11 protein-coding genes and 2 rRNA genes are annotated in these 16,586 nt (G+C 65.5%); 3 read left to right on the top strand and 10 right to left on the bottom strand.

Annotation, left to right across the window (positions count from 1 at the left end):
- Positions 1–2: 2 nt before the first annotated feature.
- The 3 genes from AC0NZN_RS16035 to AC0NZN_RS16025 all read right to left on the bottom strand — a co-directional run bounded on the left by AC0NZN_RS16035 (position 3) and on the right by AC0NZN_RS16025 (position 6,511).
- Positions 3–3,331 (bottom strand): 23S ribosomal RNA (locus AC0NZN_RS16035).
- Between the two features lie 384 nt (positions 3,332–3,715).
- Positions 3,716–5,236 (bottom strand): 16S ribosomal RNA (locus tag AC0NZN_RS16030).
- Together the 16S and 23S rRNA genes form the textbook arrangement of a ribosomal RNA operon.
- A 498-nt stretch (positions 5,237–5,734) precedes the next feature.
- Entirely contained in the window at positions 5,735–6,511 is a 777-nt protein-coding gene (locus AC0NZN_RS16025) for a DUF4184 family protein (protein ID WP_474593317.1), read from the bottom strand.
- A 185-nt stretch (positions 6,512–6,696) separates the two neighbouring features.
- Here AC0NZN_RS16025 and AC0NZN_RS16020 point away from each other — a divergent pair, with 185 nt between their 5' ends.
- The gene (locus AC0NZN_RS16020; protein ID WP_474593316.1) at positions 6,697–6,882 is read left to right on the top strand and encodes a hypothetical protein; all 186 of its coding nucleotides are present in this window, start codon (positions 6,697–6,699) and stop codon (positions 6,880–6,882) included.
- Positions 6,883–6,890: 8 nt separating this feature from the next.
- Positions 6,891–8,099: an amidohydrolase family protein gene (locus AC0NZN_RS16015; protein ID WP_474593315.1), complete on the top strand. Its 1,209-nt coding sequence runs from the start codon at positions 6,891–6,893 to the stop codon at positions 8,097–8,099.
- Between the two features lie 87 nt (positions 8,100–8,186).
- Here the strand turns inward: AC0NZN_RS16015 and tyrS are convergent, their stop codons facing one another.
- Positions 8,187–9,491: a tyrosine--tRNA ligase gene (tyrS, locus tag AC0NZN_RS16010; protein ID WP_474593314.1), complete on the bottom strand. Its 1,305-nt coding sequence runs from the start codon at positions 9,489–9,491 to the stop codon at positions 8,187–8,189.
- A 108-nt stretch (positions 9,492–9,599) separates the two neighbouring features.
- Here tyrS and AC0NZN_RS16005 point away from each other — a divergent pair, with 108 nt between their 5' ends.
- Complete coding sequence (locus AC0NZN_RS16005) at positions 9,600–10,199, top strand: hypothetical protein (protein ID WP_474593313.1); 600 nt, start codon at positions 9,600–9,602, stop codon at positions 10,197–10,199.
- A 3-nt stretch (positions 10,200–10,202) separates the two neighbouring features.
- On the opposite strand, the gene AC0NZN_RS16000 is transcribed toward AC0NZN_RS16005, so the two are convergent.
- The 6 genes from AC0NZN_RS16000 to argJ all read right to left on the bottom strand — a co-directional run bounded on the left by AC0NZN_RS16000 (position 10,203) and on the right by argJ (position 16,565).
- Complete coding sequence (locus AC0NZN_RS16000; protein ID WP_474593312.1) at positions 10,203–10,838, bottom strand: SatD family protein; 636 nt, start codon at positions 10,836–10,838, stop codon at positions 10,203–10,205.
- Positions 10,839–10,911: 73 nt separating this feature from the next.
- The gene (gene argH / locus AC0NZN_RS15995; protein ID WP_474593311.1) at positions 10,912–12,357 is read right to left on the bottom strand and encodes an argininosuccinate lyase; all 1,446 of its coding nucleotides are present in this window, start codon (positions 12,355–12,357) and stop codon (positions 10,912–10,914) included.
- On the bottom strand, positions 12,354–13,313 hold the full coding sequence (argF, locus tag AC0NZN_RS15990) for an ornithine carbamoyltransferase (RefSeq protein WP_474593310.1): 960 nt from the start codon (positions 13,311–13,313) through the stop codon (positions 12,354–12,356). Before argF ends, argH begins: the two co-directional genes overlap by 4 nt.
- On the bottom strand, positions 13,310–14,518 hold the full coding sequence (locus AC0NZN_RS15985) for an acetylornithine transaminase (RefSeq protein WP_474593309.1): 1,209 nt from the start codon (positions 14,516–14,518) through the stop codon (positions 13,310–13,312). The genes argF and AC0NZN_RS15985 overlap by 4 nt, the downstream gene beginning before the upstream one ends.
- The gene (gene argB / locus AC0NZN_RS15980; RefSeq protein ID WP_474593308.1) at positions 14,515–15,411 is read right to left on the bottom strand and encodes an acetylglutamate kinase; all 897 of its coding nucleotides are present in this window, start codon (positions 15,409–15,411) and stop codon (positions 14,515–14,517) included. The genes AC0NZN_RS15985 and argB overlap by 4 nt, the downstream gene beginning before the upstream one ends.
- Positions 15,408–16,565, bottom strand: coding sequence for a bifunctional glutamate N-acetyltransferase/amino-acid acetyltransferase ArgJ (gene argJ / locus AC0NZN_RS15975; protein WP_474593307.1), 1,158 nt, complete (start codon positions 16,563–16,565; stop codon positions 15,408–15,410). Before argJ ends, argB begins: the two co-directional genes overlap by 4 nt.
- Positions 16,566–16,586: the final 21 nt, after the last annotated feature.

The raw sequence follows: 16,586 nt of genomic DNA, 5'->3' as shown, positions 1-16,586 counted from the left end.
GTGTTATCAAGTCATCGGCTTATTAGTACCGGTCAGCTGCACGCATTGCTGCGCTTCCACATCCGGCCTATCAACCCAGTAGTCTGGCTGGGAGCCTCTCACCCGAAGGTATGGAAGTCTCATCTTGAGGCCGGCTTCCCGCTTAGATGCTTTCAGCGGTTATCCATCCCGAACGTAGCTAACCAGCGGTGCTCCTGGCGGAACAACTGGCACACCAGAGGTTCGTCCAACCCGGTCCTCTCGTACTAGGGTCAGATCCTCTCAAACTTCCTACGCGCGCAGCGGATAGGGACCGAACTGTCTCACGACGTTCTAAACCCAGCTCGCGTACCGCTTTAATGGGCGAACAGCCCAACCCTTGGGACCTACTCCAGCCCCAGGATGCGACGAGCCGACATCGAGGTGCCAAACCATGCCGTCGATATGGACTCTTGGGCAAGATCAGCCTGTTATCCCCGAGGTACCTTTTATCCGTTGAGCGACAGCGCTTCCACAAGCCACTGCCGGATCACTAGTCCCGACTTTCGTCCCTGCTCGACCTGTCAGTCTCACAGTCAAGCTCCCTTGTGCACTTACACTCGCCACCTGATTGCCAACCAGGTTGAGGGAACCTTTGGGCGCCTCCGTTACTTTTTGGGAGGCAACCGCCCCAGTTAAACTACCCACCAGGCACTGTCCCTGAACCGGATTACGGTTCGAAGTTAGATATCCAGAGTGACCAGAGTGGTATTTCAACAATGACTCCACGTGAACTGGCGTCCACGCTTCAAAGTCTCCCACCTATCCTACACAAGCCACACCGAACACCAATACCAAGCTGTAGTAAAGGTCACGGGGTCTTTCCGTCCTGCTGCGCGTAACGAGCATCTTTACTCGTAATGCAATTTCGCCGAGTTCGCGGTTGAGACAGTTGGGAAGTCGTTACGCCATTCGTGCAGGTCGGAACTTACCCGACAAGGAATTTCGCTACCTTAGGATGGTTATAGTTACCACCGCCGTTTACTGGGGCTTAAATTCGCAGCTTCGCCTTGCGGCTGACCGCTCCTCTTAACCTTCCAGCACCGGGCAGGCGTCAGTCCGTATACATCGTCTTGCGACTTGGCACGGACCTGTGTTTTTAGTAAACAGTCGCTACCCACTAGTCTCTGCGGCCCCCACACGCTTTCGGAGCAAGTCCTAGTACGCGGAGGGCCCCCCTTCTCCCGAGNATAGTTACCACCGCCGTTTACTGGGGCTTAAATTCGCAGCTTCGCCTTGCGGCTGACCGCTCCTCTTAACCTTCCAGCACCGGGCAGGCGTCAGTCCGTATACATCGTCTTGCGACTTGGCACGGACCTGTGTTTTTAGTAAACAGTCGCTACCCACTAGTCTCTGCGGCCCCCACACGCTTTCGGAGCAAGTCCTAGTACGCGGAGGGCCCCCCTTCTCCCGAGGTTACGGGGGCATTTTGCCGAGTTCCTTAACCACGATTCTCTCGATCTCCTTGGTATTCTCTACCTGACCACCTGAGTCGGTTTGGGGTACGGGCGGCTGGAACCTCGCGTCGATGCTTTTCTTGGCAGCATAGGATCACCCACTTTTTATCCGCATCGTGTCTCAGCCTGTATGACTCCCGGATTTGCCTAGGAGTCGGCCTACGCACTTGCACCAGGACTACCATCGCCTGGCTTGGGCTACCTTCCTGCGTCACACCTGTTAATACGCTAACCGCCTCAGCATAGGGTCGTGTGCTAGGCCCAACGCTTCACCCCGAAGGGATCCGTCACTGGGATTCAGACACTTAGCATTACTGGATTGGTTTGGGCGGTTCTTCGCCGGTACGGGAATATCAACCCGTTGTCCATCGACTACGCCTGTCGGCCTCGCCTTAGGTCCCGACTTACCCAGGGCAGATTAGCTTGACCCTGGAACCCTTGGTCTTTCGGAGGACGTGTTTCTCACACGTCTTTCGCTACTCATGCCTGCATTCTCACTCGTGTGCCGTCCACGGCTGGGTCACCCCGCCGCTTCACCCGGCACACGACGCTCTCCTACCCATCAACACGGCTGGACCACGAAGGCCTACCACTAATGTCAATGCCACAACTTCGGTGGCGTGCTTGAGCCCCGTTACATTGTCGGCGCGGAATCACTTGACCAGTGAGCTATTACGCACTCTTTCAAGGGTGGCTGCTTCTAAGCCAACCTCCTGGTTGTCAGAGCAACTCCACATCCTTTCCCACTTAGCACGCGCTTAGGGACCTTAGTTGGTGGTCTGGGTTGTTTCCCTCTCGACTATGAAGCTTATCCCCCACAGTCTCACTGCTGCGCTCTCACTTACCGGCATTCGGAGTTTGGCTGACGTCAGTAACCTTGTAGGGCCCATCGGCCATCCAGTAGCTCTACCTCCGGCAAGAAACACGCAACGCTGCACCTAAATGCATTTCGGAGAGAACCAGCTATCACGAAGTTTGATTGGCCTTTCACCCCTATCCACAGCTCATCCCCTCAGTTTTCAACCTAAGTGGGTTCGGCCCTCCACGACGTCTTACCGTCGCTTCAGCCTGGCCATGGATAGATCACTTCGCTTCGGGTCTAGGACACGCGACTGAATCGCCCTATTCAGACTCGCTTTCGCTACGGCTCCCCCACACGGGTTAACCTCGCCACGTATCGCTAACTCGCAGGCTCATTCTTCAAAAGGCACGCTGTCACACCTACCAGGGGTGCTCCAACGGTTTGTAAGCAAACGGTTTCAGGTACTATTTCACTCCCCTCCCGGGGTACTTTTCACCTTTCCCTCACGGTACTTGTCCGCTATCGGTCATCTGGGAGTATTTAGGCTTATCAGGTGGTCCTGACAGATTCACACGGGATTTCTCGGGCCCCGTGCTACTTGGGATACTCTCCACGCCGGTCACGCATTTCGGCTACGGGGCTGGCACCCGCTATGGCCGGCCTTTCAAGACCGTTCGCCTATACGCTCGCGTCACGTCGACCACTCGGCAGAATGATCAAGAAAGTCCCACAACCCCCACCATGCAACTCCTGCCGGATATCACACACAATAGGTTTAGCCTCTTCCGGTTTCGCTCGCCACTACTCACGGAATCACGGTTGTTTTCTCTTCCTGCGGGTACTGAGATGTTTCACTTCCCCGCGTTCCCTCTACCCGCCCTATATATTCAGGCGGGAGTCACCAGGTCGCATAAACGCCTGGCGGGGTTTCCCCATTCGGACATCCTCGGATCAAAGCTCGCTTATCAACTCCCCGAGGCTTATCGCAGATTGCTACGTCCTTCTTCGGCTCCAGATGCCAAGGCATCCACCGTTTGCTCTTAAAGACTTGAAATCACATGAGCTGATCTATTCGATCAAAAAAAATGATGACGAACCCCCGAAGGGATCCGCATCTTTAAGATGCTCGCGTCCACTGTGTAGTTCTCAAAGTACGAACAGCACCCCACCACCAGACCGCAACAGCAGCCAGCCAGCAGGGCCTGTACAAGGCACCGCAACCCCCACCCCGAAGAGCAGAAGCCGTCCGGTCCCTCAGGACCCAACAACGTGCACGCGCCCACCCCACCCCCCGAACCCGTTCCCACCGCCGAAGCAGTGTACTAAGACCCGAAGGACACGATGAGCGCCCTGTCATATGTTCCACCCATGAGCTCCCCGCAGAGACATCCGCTCTGATCGGGGGCCTGGACAGCCGAAGCTGCCAGATGCTCCTTAGAAAGGAGGTGATCCAGCCGCACCTTCCGGTACGGCTACCTTGTTACGACTTAGTCCTAATTACCGATCCCACCTTCGACGGCTCCCTCCACAAGGGTTGGGCCACCGGCTTCAGGTGTTACCGACTTTCATGACTTGACGGGCGGTGTGTACAAGACCCGGGAACGTATTCACCGCAGCGTTGCTGATCTGCGATTACTAGCGACTCCGACTTCATGAGGTCGAGTTGCAGACCTCAATCCGAACTGGGACCGGCTTTTTGGGATTCGCTCCACCTCGCGGTATCGCAGCCCTTTGTACCGGCCATTGTAGCATGCGTGAAGCCCAAGACATAAGGGGCATGATGATTTGACGTCATCCCCACCTTCCTCCGAGTTGACCCCGGCAGTATCCCATGAGTTCCCACCATTACGTGCTGGCAACATAGAACGAGGGTTGCGCTCGTTGCGGGACTTAACCCAACATCTCACGACACGAGCTGACGACAACCATGCACCACCTGTACACCGACCTTGCGGGGCGACCATCTCTGGCCGTTTCCGGTGTATGTCAAGCCTTGGTAAGGTTCTTCGCGTTGCATCGAATTAATCCGCATGCTCCGCCGCTTGTGCGGGTCCCCGTCAATTCCTTTGAGTTTTAGCCTTGCGGCCGTACTCCCCAGGCGGGGAACTTAATGCGTTAGCTGCGTCACGGAATCCGTGGAAAGGACCCCACAACTAGTTCCCAACGTTTACGGGGTGGACTACCAGGGTATCTAAGCCTGTTTGCTCCCCACCCTTTCGCTCCTCAGCGTCAGTTACGGCCCAGAGATCTGCCTTCGCCATCGGTGTTCCTCCTGATATCTGCGCATTCCACCGCTACACCAGGAATTCCAATCTCCCCTACCGCACTCTAGTCTGCCCGTACCCACTGCAGACCCGAGGTTGAGCCTCGGGATTTCACAGCAGACGCGACAAACCGCCTACGAGCTCTTTACGCCCAATAATTCCGGATAACGCTTGCGCCCTACGTATTACCGCGGCTGCTGGCACGTAGTTAGCCGGCGCTTTTTCTGCAGGTACCGTCACTCACGCTTCTTCCCTGCTAAAAGAGGTTTACAACCCGAAGGCCGTCATCCCCCACGCGGCGTTGCTGCATCAGGCTTCCGCCCATTGTGCAATATTCCCCACTGCTGCCTCCCGTAGGAGTCTGGGCCGTGTCTCAGTCCCAGTGTGGCCGGTCACCCTCTCAGGCCGGCTACCCGTCGACGCCTTGGTGAGCCATTACCTCACCAACAAGCTGATAGGCCGCGAGCCCATCCCGAACCAAAAAATCTTTCCAACCACAGACCATGCGGTCATGGCTCATATCCAGTATTAGACACCGTTTCCAGCGCTTATCCCAGAGTCCGGGGCAGGTTGCTCACGTGTTACTCACCCGTTCGCCACTAATCCAGGAAGCAAGCTCCCCTTCATCGTTCGACTTGCATGTGTTAAGCACGCCGCCAGCGTTCATCCTGAGCCAGGATCAAACTCTCCGTAAAAAACATGTGCAACCACCAACCGGAATAAGGCCAGCAGAAGCGAGTTTGACCTGACCAAAACGAATATCAAACTGACATTCAAAATTGATCCAAAGGAATTCTCAACCAACCCAAAAAGGATTGGACGAGGATAATTTGGCATATGACAAGTGCACGCTGTTGAGTTCTCAAGGATCGGACGCACCCACAAACCCGACCTCTCAGCCAGACCCGCAGGGCAACTTCTCTATCTTAGCCGATCCGCACCGGAAGTCAAATCGAGCACCGCGGCCGAAGCCGTGGCGATCAATCCGACATATGGACGAACCGACAGACCCGTTCGCCCTCCACAGACCTGCGTCTGTGGGGATGCGTTCGGGTTTGTGTTCACTGCTTGAGGGGAGCCAGGCCTTCCGGCCCTTCGCTCTACCCTTTGGGGCGAACAACAAGAACATTACGTGACCGTCGCGCACCCCACAAATCGCGGCCGCATCCCGGGCGTGTCACGCTCCGCGGCCCTCACGGGAGAGGAGCGACCGCCAGAGCGCGACGGCGCATCTGGACCGCGATGCACAGCCCGATCGACAACAGCGCCCACACCGCCACGGCCGGCGGCAGCACCCGATACGCCAGGTGGTGCGCGGTGAATGTCGCGGTCAGGGGTCCGAGCGCGGCGAGTCCGGCGCCCCATGCGACCGCGAGCAGCACGGGCAGCGACAGCCACCATGCGACCCGGACGACATCGGGCATGGTCCGTGCCAGATGAGACGGCACGCGCCGGCGGAGCCACACTCCGGCGGCGATCGCGAGGACGGCGAGTCCGACGACCGAGGATCCGTACTGCAGCCACTTGTAGGCGGGCAGCAGACCCCACTCCACATCGAGCCCCAGAGCCACGACTCCCGAGCGACCCTCATGAGTGAACCCGTCCCACACGATGTGGGTCGCCACGCCGATGGCGAGACCGAACACGGTGAACGGAAGCGCCACCAGCGGCCGCGTGAACCGGAAACTCCTGTCCCACTCCCCCGGCAGCCGTTCGGCGAGCGGTCTGGGCGACAGCTCGCGCACCGCCGGGCGAAGCACGATCCACCACAGTGCGAGCAGGGCGGCCGCCATCAGCGTCGTCAGCGGGATCCACGACCACGCGTGCGTCATCGCGTACGTCACGGGAAGCCCGCGGACGAACAGCGGAAGGTCCGGGGTCATCGCGCCGACCGCCACGGCGGTCGCGAGATGGGGCACCGAGCGCGCGAACGGAAGGGCCACCACGGCATGGCTGGGTGTGAACGGCATGCCCAGACGCTAACCGACACCCGACGCGAACCGGAGACGGAGATCACCACAGGCGCATCTTCATAACCCTCGGCGGCGACGCCCAGGGCAACGGGCCGCAGGTCGGTCTCCGCGCACTGCAGAACGTCGCCTATCGCGACGTCGCCGCTCACCCCCTCGACATCCTCGGCGCCGAGACGCGGGGCGTGATCGGCTTCGTCGTGCAGCAGGAGCTGTCAAGCGCGCTGGACGGCGAGCGCCAGCTCGCAGGCGTCGCCCGCGCGGGCGGCTGGGTGCGCATCGGACCGCTGGACCGACTCGACGAGCTCATGGCGCGCACGATCGGCGCGGAGATCCGTCCCGAGCTCGAGCAGGGCATCATCGACATGTGATGGCAGCCATGAAGAACTCCCTGCTCATTCGCGATGTGCGGCCGTGGGGCGGCGCGCGCTCGGATCTCGTGCTCGAGGGCGGGCTCATCGCATCCATCCGTCCGCACGATCCGACCGCCACGGGTGGAGTCGACGGGCGCGGCCGCCTCGCGCTGCCGTCGTTCAGCGATGTGCACGTGCACCTCGACTCCACGCGCATCGGCCTGCCGTTCCGACCGCACACAGGTGCGCCGGGCGTCTGGGCGATGATGATGAACGACCGCGAGAACTGGCGCGACACCGACGTGCCGCATGCAGAGATCGTCGCCGGGACGCTCGAGCGGATGATCGCCCGCGGCACGACCCGGGTGCGCTCGTTCGCGCAGGTGGACGTCGACTGCCGGCTGGAGAAGTTCGAATCGGTCGTCGCGGCGAAGGACAGGTTCCGCGATCACGCCGATGTGCAGATCATGGTGTTCCCGCAAGCCGGGATCCTGCTCGAGGAGGGCACGCCGGCTGTACTCGAGGACGCACTGCGCGAGGGCGCGGACGCGATGGGCGGCATCGATCCGTGCCAGCTCGACCGCGACCCGGTGCGGCACCTCGACGTCGTGTTCGGCCTCGCCGAGAGATACCACGTCGATGTCGACATCCACCTGCACGAACCGAGCCACCTGGCCGTGTTCAGCACCGAGCTGATCATGGAGCGGGTCCGCGCGCTCGGCATGCAGGGGCGGGTGAACCTGTCGCACGCGTACGAGCTGGGCGGAGTGTCGGATGCGGCGAGCCGCCGTCTGATCGATCAGCTCGCCGAGCTCGACATCTCGCTCACGACCGTCGCGCCGCCCGCGCCCCGCCAGCTGCCCCTCGCCGCGCTCACCGAGGCCGGCGTGCGCGTGGGGCTCGGCGAGGACGGCCAGCGCGACTACTGGAGCCCGTACGGCAACTGCGACCTGCTCGATCGCACGTGGCAGCTCGCGTTCACCGACGGCTACCGCCGCGACGACCTCATCGAACTCGCCCTGGCGGTCGCGACGATGGGCGGCGCCTCGATCATGGATCGCTCGGTGCCGCACGTCGCCGGCGTCGGCGACCGGCCCGGCGTGGGTGTGGGCGACCGCGCGGACCTCGTGCTCGTCGAGGGTGAGACGCCGACGAGCGCCGTGATGGACCGGAGCAGCGATCGCACGGTCATCCACGACGGCCGGATCGTCGCCGACGCCCTCCAGCTCGTCTGAGGGGCCTGAGGCCGTCTGAGGGGCACGACGAAGCGTGCGGGGACGAGGGGTTCCCGCCCACTTCGTCGTGCCGAGGGTGCAGTCGGCTCAGCGGCCGACGAACACTCCTGCGAGGGTCCTCTTGCCGCGACGCAGCACCGAGACACCGCCCGGGAGCGCGCCCGTGACGAAGGCGCCTTCGTCGGTCACGCGCTCGCCGTCCAGCGTCACGCCGCCCTGGGCGACCGCGCGGCGGCCTTCGCTGAGACTCGAGACGAGACCCGTCTCGACGAGGGCCTGCACGACCGACGTTTCGAGGGACACCTCCGCGTGCGGCAGCTCGCGCAGGGCGGAGCGCAGCACATCCGGATCGAGCGCGGTCAGGTCGCCCTGGCCGAACAGCGCCTCGGATGCGGCGATGACGGCCGCCGTGGCATCCATCCCGTGCACGAGCGTCGTGACTTCCAGAGCCAGGCGCTTCTGCGCGGCGCGCCGGAACGGCTCCACCTCGACGAGACGCTCGTACTCCTCGATCTCCTCGCGCGTGAGGAACGTGAAGATCTTCAGGCGATCGACGACGTCGGCGTCATCCGTGTTGAGCCAGAACTGGTAGAAGACGTACGGGCTGCACATCCCGGCATCCAGCCAGATCGCGTTGCCCTCGCTCTTGCCGAACTTGGTCCCGTCGCTGTTGGTGATCAGCGGCGTGCCGATCGCATGCACGTGCGTGCCCTCGACACGGTGGATGAGGTCTGTACCGCTCGTCAGGTTCCCCCACTGGTCGGACCCACCCGTCTGCAGCACGCAGTCGTACTGCCGGTACAGCTCGAGGTAGTCGAAGCCCTGCAGGATCTGGTAGCTGAACTCGGTGTAGCTGATACCCGCGTCAGAGTTCAGGCGGGCGGCGACCGCATCCTTCTTCAGCATCGTCCCGACCCGGTAGTGCTTGCCGATGTCGCGCAGGAAGTCGATGGCCGACAGCGGGGCCGTCCAGTCGAGGTTGTTGACGATCCGCGCGGCGTTGTCGCCGTCGAAGCTCAGGAACCGCTCGACCTGCACCCGCAGCTTGCCGATCCACTCGGCGACCGTCTCCTTGGTGTTGAGCGTGCGCTCCGCGCTCGGACGCGGGTCGCCGATGAGGCCGGTCGATCCGCCCACGAGGCCGAGCGGCCTGTGCCCGGCGAGCTGGATGCGGCGCAGCATCAGGAGCTGCACGAGGTTGCCCAGGTGCAGGCTCGGAGCGGTCGGGTCGAAGCCGCAGTAATACGTGATCGGGTCCCCGGCGAGCAGGGCGCGCAGCGCCTCCTGGTCGGTGTACACCTGCACGAGCCCACGCCACACCAGTTCGTCCCAGACGTTCTCGAACGTCGGGTCGTTGGCGGGAGCGGTCGCGCTCACGACGGTTTCGGACATCGGCCCAGATTATCAGCGACGGATGCCGCGCCCCGCCCGGGCGGCGACTTCCGGACACACGCCGGCCGCGGCGGGGAAGGGTCGGGGACCGGTGGAAGACTGAGCCGCATGCCGGCCTTCCCACCCCAGCTCATCGCGGCGATCCTTTCGATCTTCCTGTTCCTCGTCCTGTGCGCGGCGCTGGTGCTGATCGTCGTGAGTCTGCGGCGGCCGACGACCCTCCCCCTCGTCATCGCGGGGATCATGGTCGTGTTCGGCCTCGTGGTCGTCGCGATCTCGCCGGTGAAGATCCCGGTGCTCTTCGGCATGATTCTGGGACTCCTCGGGATCGCGGTCGCCGTGCTCGGCGGCAACCCGGTGACACGGCGTGTGCTGGAGGTCGCCACGGGCGGCCGGGTGCGCGAGACGGAGGACGGCGGCATCGTCGTGTCGGTCGACGCATCCGGGACCACGGTCGGCGACGAGGAGTCCGTGCGGACCCTCATGCGCGGAGGAACGGTCATCGGCTACCTCGAGCGCGTCGCGGTGGTCGTGTCGATCATCGCCGGCTTCCCGGAGGCCATCGCCGTGGTCGTGGCGGTCAAGGGCATCGGCCGGTTCCCGGAGTTCGCAGCCTCCGAGGCGCGCGAGCGGTTCATCATCGGCACCCTCGCGAGCCTGCTGTGGGCCGCCGCCGTCGGCGGGCTTGTCCGCCTCTCGATCTGGTGAGATCTACGGCTCGAGCAGCCGGAAGCCCTCGACGATGGATGCGGCGCCCGCCGCGGCGAGCAGCTGCGACACGGCCGACTGCGTGATGCCCTCCTGCTCCGCGAGGCTCCGCTGCGTCGCGCCGAAGCAGCGGCCGTAGGTGAGCCGGCGGGCGCGCTCCGACATGGCGCCGACGAGCTCGTCGCGCACCAGCAGATACGCATTGGCGGAGCGGGCCGCGCTGCGCATGGCATCGGGTTCGCTCTCGTCGGCCGCCACCCAGGTGCGCGCGCGCGGGACCGCCCGCTGCTCCAGCGCATGGACCCGGTCGATGGCGGCACGCGCCGCCCACCAGCCGGGGCCGTCCGGGATGTCGCCGGATGCCGAGGGGACGAGGCCGATGGCGCCGACCCCGAGTCCGAACCGGCATTCGACGATGTCGGGCAGGGCGAGCTGCAGAAGCAGCGTGGTCGCGAGGGCCGCGTCGAGCGTCGGATAGACGCCCTGCAGCTCATCGCCGACGGTGGGATGCAGCGCCACCTCCGCCACGGGGAGGTCGTCGGCGACGCGCGCGATGACGTCGTCGAGAGCTCGTTGCGCCGCATCCCGATCGAGGATGCGGCGCGAGCCGACGATGTCGACGGTCACAGCGACAGTCATGCGATAAGCATAACACTGATTTCACACGAGAATCAGTGAAATGCTTATTGTTCCGAATCGATAAGACCGGAGATCAGAGGCCGAGCGCGTGCGCCGCACCCTGCGAGCGCGCGATCAGCTCGGCGCGCTGCTCCTCGACACGGGCGGGTGCGGTTCCTCCGACGCCGGACCGGGAGGCGACCGACCCCTCGATGGTGAGCACCTCGCGCACCGAGGGGTGGAGCAGCGGGGAGACCTCCGCCAAGAGGGAGTCCGAGGCATCCTCGAGCCCGATCCCCCGCTCCTCGCACGCGCGCACCAGTGCGCCCGAGATCTCGTGCGCGTCGCGGAACGGCACGCCTCGGCGAACGAGCCAATCGGCGACATCGGTCGCGAGAGAGAAGCCCTCCGGCGCGAGGGACGCCATCCGTTCGGTGTCGAAGCGCAGTGTCGCGACCATCCCGGCGAACGCGGGAAGCAGCACCTCGAGCGTCGCGACGGCGTCGAAGACGGGCTCCTTGTCCTCCTGCAGGTCGCGGTTGTACGCGAGCGGCAGGCCCTTGAGCGTGGCGAGCAGCCCGGACAGATCGCCGATGAGACGCCCCGCCTTGCCGCGCGCGAGCTCGGCGATGTCGGGGTTCTTCTTCTGCGGCATGATGCTCGACCCGGTCGAGTACCCGTCGTCGAGGGTGACGAAGCCGAACTCGCGCGTGTTCCACAGGATGACGTCCCCGGCGAAGCGGGAGACATCCACCCCGATCATCGCGGAGATGAACGCGAACTCGGCGACGACGTCGCGCGCCGCCGTGCCGTCGATCGAGTTCTCCGCGGGTCGCGAGAGTCCAAGCTCCCGGGCGACGAGCGCCGGGTCGAGGCCGAGGCTGGATCCGGCGAGCGCTCCTCCGCCGTAAGGGGAGACGGATGCTCGGGCCGACCAGTCGCGCAGTCGCTCGAGGTCGCGCACGAGCGGCCACGCGTGCGCCTGCAGGTGATGGGACAGCAGGATGGGCTGCGCGTGCTGCAGGTGGGTGCGGCCCGGCATGATCGCCTGGGGATGCGCCTCGGCCTGCGCGACGATCGCATCGATCAGACGCAGGATGTCGCGCGCGATCGTCCGTGAGTGATCCAGCAGGTACATGCGGGTCAGGGTCGCGATCTGGTCGTTGCGGCTGCGGCCGGCGCGCAGCTTGCCGCCGAGCTCGGTGCCGACCTCGGCGATGAGGGCCTGCTCGAGGGCGCCGTGCACGTCCTCGTCGGACGGCTGCGCGACGAGGGTGCCGTCGACGACGGCCTCCGCCAGCCGATCGAGACCCGCGTGCATCGCCTCAGCCTCGTCAGCGCTCAGATAGCCGGCCGCCTCGAGCGCCTTGGCATGCGCGTGGGAGCCGGCGATGTCGTACAGCGCGAGCGTCCAGTCGAAGTGCGTGGAGCGACTGAGCTCCTGCAGCTCGGGCGACGGCCCCGACGCGAACCGTCCGCCCCAGAGCGACCCTTCGTTCGTGCCGTGCTGCCCGCCGTGGGTGCCGTGGCCCGCGCTCACGCGGCGGCCCCCGCCCCCGACGAGGCCTCCGCGGCGCTCGCGCGCAGCAGCCAGACGAGCAGCGCCTTCTGCGCGTGCAGGCGGTTCTCGGCCTCGTCCCACACGACGGACTGCGGCCCGTCGATGACCTCCGCGTCGACCTCGTAGCCGCGGTCGGCGGGCAGGCAGTGGATGAAGATCGCGTCGTCGTGGGCGAGGACCATGAGCTCGCTCGTGACCTTGTACCCCCCGAGGTCGCGCAGGCGCGCGAGCTTCTCCTCCTCCTTGCCCATCGACACCCACGTGTCCGTGACGACGACGTCGGCACCGGCCGCGGCCTCGTTGGGATCGGTGTAGAGGGTCACCGAGCCTCCGGTCTCCGCCGCGCGCCGATCCGCATCCGCGATGACGTCCTCCCGCGGCGCGTAGTCGACCGGCGAGGCCACGCGGACGTGCATCCCCGCGGTCACGCAGGCCAGCACGTACGAGTGCGCCATGTTCGAGCGGCCGTCCCCGAAGAACGCCAGGGTCAGGCCCTTCAACTCCCCCTTGTGCTCGCGAATCGTCAGGAGGTCGGCGAGCAGCTGGCACGGGTGGAAATCGTCGCTCAGGGCGTTGATCACCGGCACGCGGGTCCCGCGCGCCATCTCTTCGATCCCGGCCTGCGCATACGTGCGCCACACGATGGCGGCCACCTGGCGTTCGAGCACGCGCGCCGTGTCGGCGGGCGTCTCCTTGCCGCCGAGCTGGCTGTTGGCGGTGGAGATCACGAGGGGGGACCCGCCGAGGTCGGCGATGCCGACCGCGAAGGAGACGCGCGTGCGGGTCGACGACTTGTCGAAGATGACCGCGACCGTCTGGGGGCCGGCGAGCTCCTTGTTGGCCCAGCGATCCTTCTTCAGCTCGACGGCGAGATCGAGGATCTCGGCCTGCTCGGCCGCCGTCAGGTCGTCGTCGCGGAGCAGATGGCGGGTCATGCGGGGACCTCCAGAGAAGAGACGGATGCGAGGGCATCGGCGAACAGGCGCGTGAACTCGTCGATCTCGACGTCGCCGATGATGAGCGGCGGTGCGATGCGGACCGTCTCGTCGTTGGCGGCGTTGACGATGAGCCCGCGCTCCTGGGCGGCGGCGACGACCTTGCCCGCGACGGGAGCCGCAAGGCGCACGCCGATGAGGAGGCCGCGGCCGCTGCATCCCGTGACGAGCGGCGAGCCGATCGCGGCCACCGCATCGCGGATCTGCTGCCCGCGCTCGGTCGCGTTCTCGAGCAGCCCGGCGCGCTCGATCTCGCCCAGCACGGCGACCGCCACGGCCGCACCGAGCGCATTGCCGCCGAACGTCGAGCCGTGGGTGCCCGGGTAGAAGAGGTCGCTGGCGTCGCCGAAGGTGACGAGTGCGCCGATCGGGAAGCCGCCGCCGATGCCCTTGGCCACCGTGATGGCGTCCGGGACGATGCCCGCGTGCTGGAACCCGAACCAGTCGCCGGTGCGACCGGCGCCGGTCTGGATCTCGTCGACGATGAGGAGGGCTCCGTGCCGCGACGTGAGCTCGCGTGCCGCCTTCAGGTAGCCGTCGGGCAGGTCGATGACTCCGGCCTCGCCCTTGATCGGCTCGACGAAGAACGCGGCCACCCTGTCGTCCATGGCCGCCTCGAGGGCCTCGATCGTCGAGTCGATGTGCTCGACCCCCGGCGTCATCGGTGCGAACGGCTCCTGCATGGCCGGCTTGCCGGTGAGCGCCAGAGTGCCCATCGTGCGTCCATGGAAGGCACCGGCGAGGGCGAGGATGCGGGGCCGCACCACCGCGCCGCCGGCACCGAGCCCGTGCAGACGGGCGAGCTTGAACGCCGCCTCGTTGGCCTCGGCGCCCGAGTTGCCGAAGTACACCCTGCCGTGCTCGCCGGTGCCGGCGAGGCGCTTGAGGGTGGCGGCGAGCTCGAGCTGGGGCGGAGTCGCGAAGTAGTTCGACACGTGCGACAGGGTCGCCGCCTGGCGCGAGATCGCCTCGACGAACACCGGATGCGCGTGTCCCAGCGACACGACCGCGATGCCTGCGAGGAAATCGAGGTAACGGCGGCCGTCACCGTCCCACAGGTACGCGCCCTCCCCGCGCACGAACAGCTCCATGCGCGGACCGCTGTTCCTGATGAGATCCCGTTCGACGTCTTCACGCCACGTCATGCCACCACCTCCGTGCCGATTCCCTTCTCGGTGAACATCTCGACGAGCACCGAATGCGGGACGCGCCCGTCGATGATCGCCGCGGTCTCGACGCCGCCCTCCACGGCGTCGAGGCAGGCCTGCATCTTCGGGATCATCCCCGATTCGAGGCCCGGCAGCAGCTCGCGCAGCTCGGCTGTCGTCAGATGCGACACGAGCGAATCGCGGTTCGGCCAGTCGGCGTACAGCCCCGGCACATCCGTCAGGATGACGAGCTTCGACGCGCCCAGCGCCGCCGCGAGGGCACCGGCCGCCGCATCCGCATTCACGTTCAGCGAGTGACCGGGATTGTCGCGGTCCGGCGCGATGCTCGAGACGACGGGGATGCGTCCGGCCGAGAGCTGGTCGAGCACCGGCTGCGGATCGACCTCGACGACGTCGCCGACACGGCCGAGGTCGTGCTCGACGCCGTCGATGACGACGCCGCGCCGGCGGCCGGTGAACAGCCCCGCATCCTCGCCGGAGAGACCCGCTGCGAGCGGGCCGTGCGCGTTGATCCTGGCGACCAGCTGCGGGTTGATCTGGCCGGTCAGCACCATGCGGACCACGGTGATCGCCTCGGTGCTCGTGACCCGGTACCCGCCCTTGAACTCGCTCGGGATGGCGAGTCGATCGAGCATGTGGGAGATCTGCGGACCCCCGCCGTGCACGACGACCGGCTTGACGCCGACGTAGCGGAGGTAGGCGATGTCCTCGGCGAACGCGTCCTGCAGCTCGTCGGAGATCATGGCGTTGCCGCCGTACTTGATGACGACGATCTGGTCGCGGTAGCGGCGCAGCCACGGCAGCGACTCGATGAGGGTCGCGGCCTTGGCGGATGCCTCGGCGGGATTCGTCTGCTGCAGCTCGGTCATGAGGCGTACGCGCTGTTCTCGTGGACGTAGTCGTGGGTGAGGTCGTTGGTGAGGATCGTCGCCGCCGCAGCGCCCGACTTGAGGTCGATCAGGAGGTCGGTGGCGCGCGGCGTCAGGTCGACCTCCTCGCGTGGCCGGTCGGGGCCGCCGGCCGTGCAGACACGGACGCCGTTCATCCATACGTCCACGTCGTAGGGATCGAACTCCGCGGTCGTCGTCCCGATGGCGGCGAGCACGCGCCCCCAGTTGGGATCGTTGCCGAAGATCGCTGCTTTGAAGAGGTTGTTGCGGGCGACCGAGCGTCCCACCTCGACCGCGTCGGACTCGGACGCCGCATGCTCGACGCGGATGGTGATGTCGTGGCTCGCCCCCTCGGCATCGCCCTGGAGCTTCGCCGCAAGCTCCTGGCAGAGATCGGCGAGCGCGGCGCCGAACTCAGCCTCGTCGGGCGTCACGCGGCTCGCCCCGCTCACGAGCAGCGACACCTGGTCGTTGGTCGACATGCAGCCGTCGGAGTCCAGTCGATCGAACGTCGTCCGCGTCGCGGCCCGCAAGTGCGCGTCGGCCTGCGCCGCATCCAGCACCGCGTCGGTCGTGATGACGACGAGCATCGTCGCAAGTCCGGGCGCCAGCATCCCGGCGCCCTTCGCCATCGCGCCGATCGTCCAGCCGTCGCCCTGCCGCACCGCGGTCTTGGCGACGGTGTCCGTCGTCATGATCGCGTGCGCCGCGGACTCCCCCCCGTCGGCGGAGAGCTCTGCGATGCCACGGGTCGTGCCGTCGAGGACCTTCGCCCGGAACACCTCGTCGCCCGTGCCGATGAGGCCGGTGGAGCAGACGAGGACGTCACCGGCGCTCGCGCCGAGGAGCTCGGCCGCCTTCTCGGCGGTCTGATGCGACGTCTGGAAGCCGAACGGGCCGGTGAAGCAGTTCGCCCCGCCGGAGTTCAGCACGATGGCCTCCACGACGCCGTCCGCGATCGCCTGCTTCGACCAGATGATCGGGTTCGCCTGCGCGCGATTGCCCGTGAAGACGGCGGCACCGACCTTCAGCGGACCGCGGTTCACGACGACGGCGACGTCCGGCTTGCCGGTGGATTTGAGGCCGGCGACGACACCGGCCGCCTCGAATCCTGCGGGGGCGGTGACGGTCACGAGGCGACGCTCCTTGGGCTC

The organism is Microbacterium sp. sgz311019, from assembly GCF_056135325.1.
The sequence above is the reverse complement of the archived record's forward strand: the minus strand, read 5'-3'. Positions and strand labels throughout refer to the sequence as shown.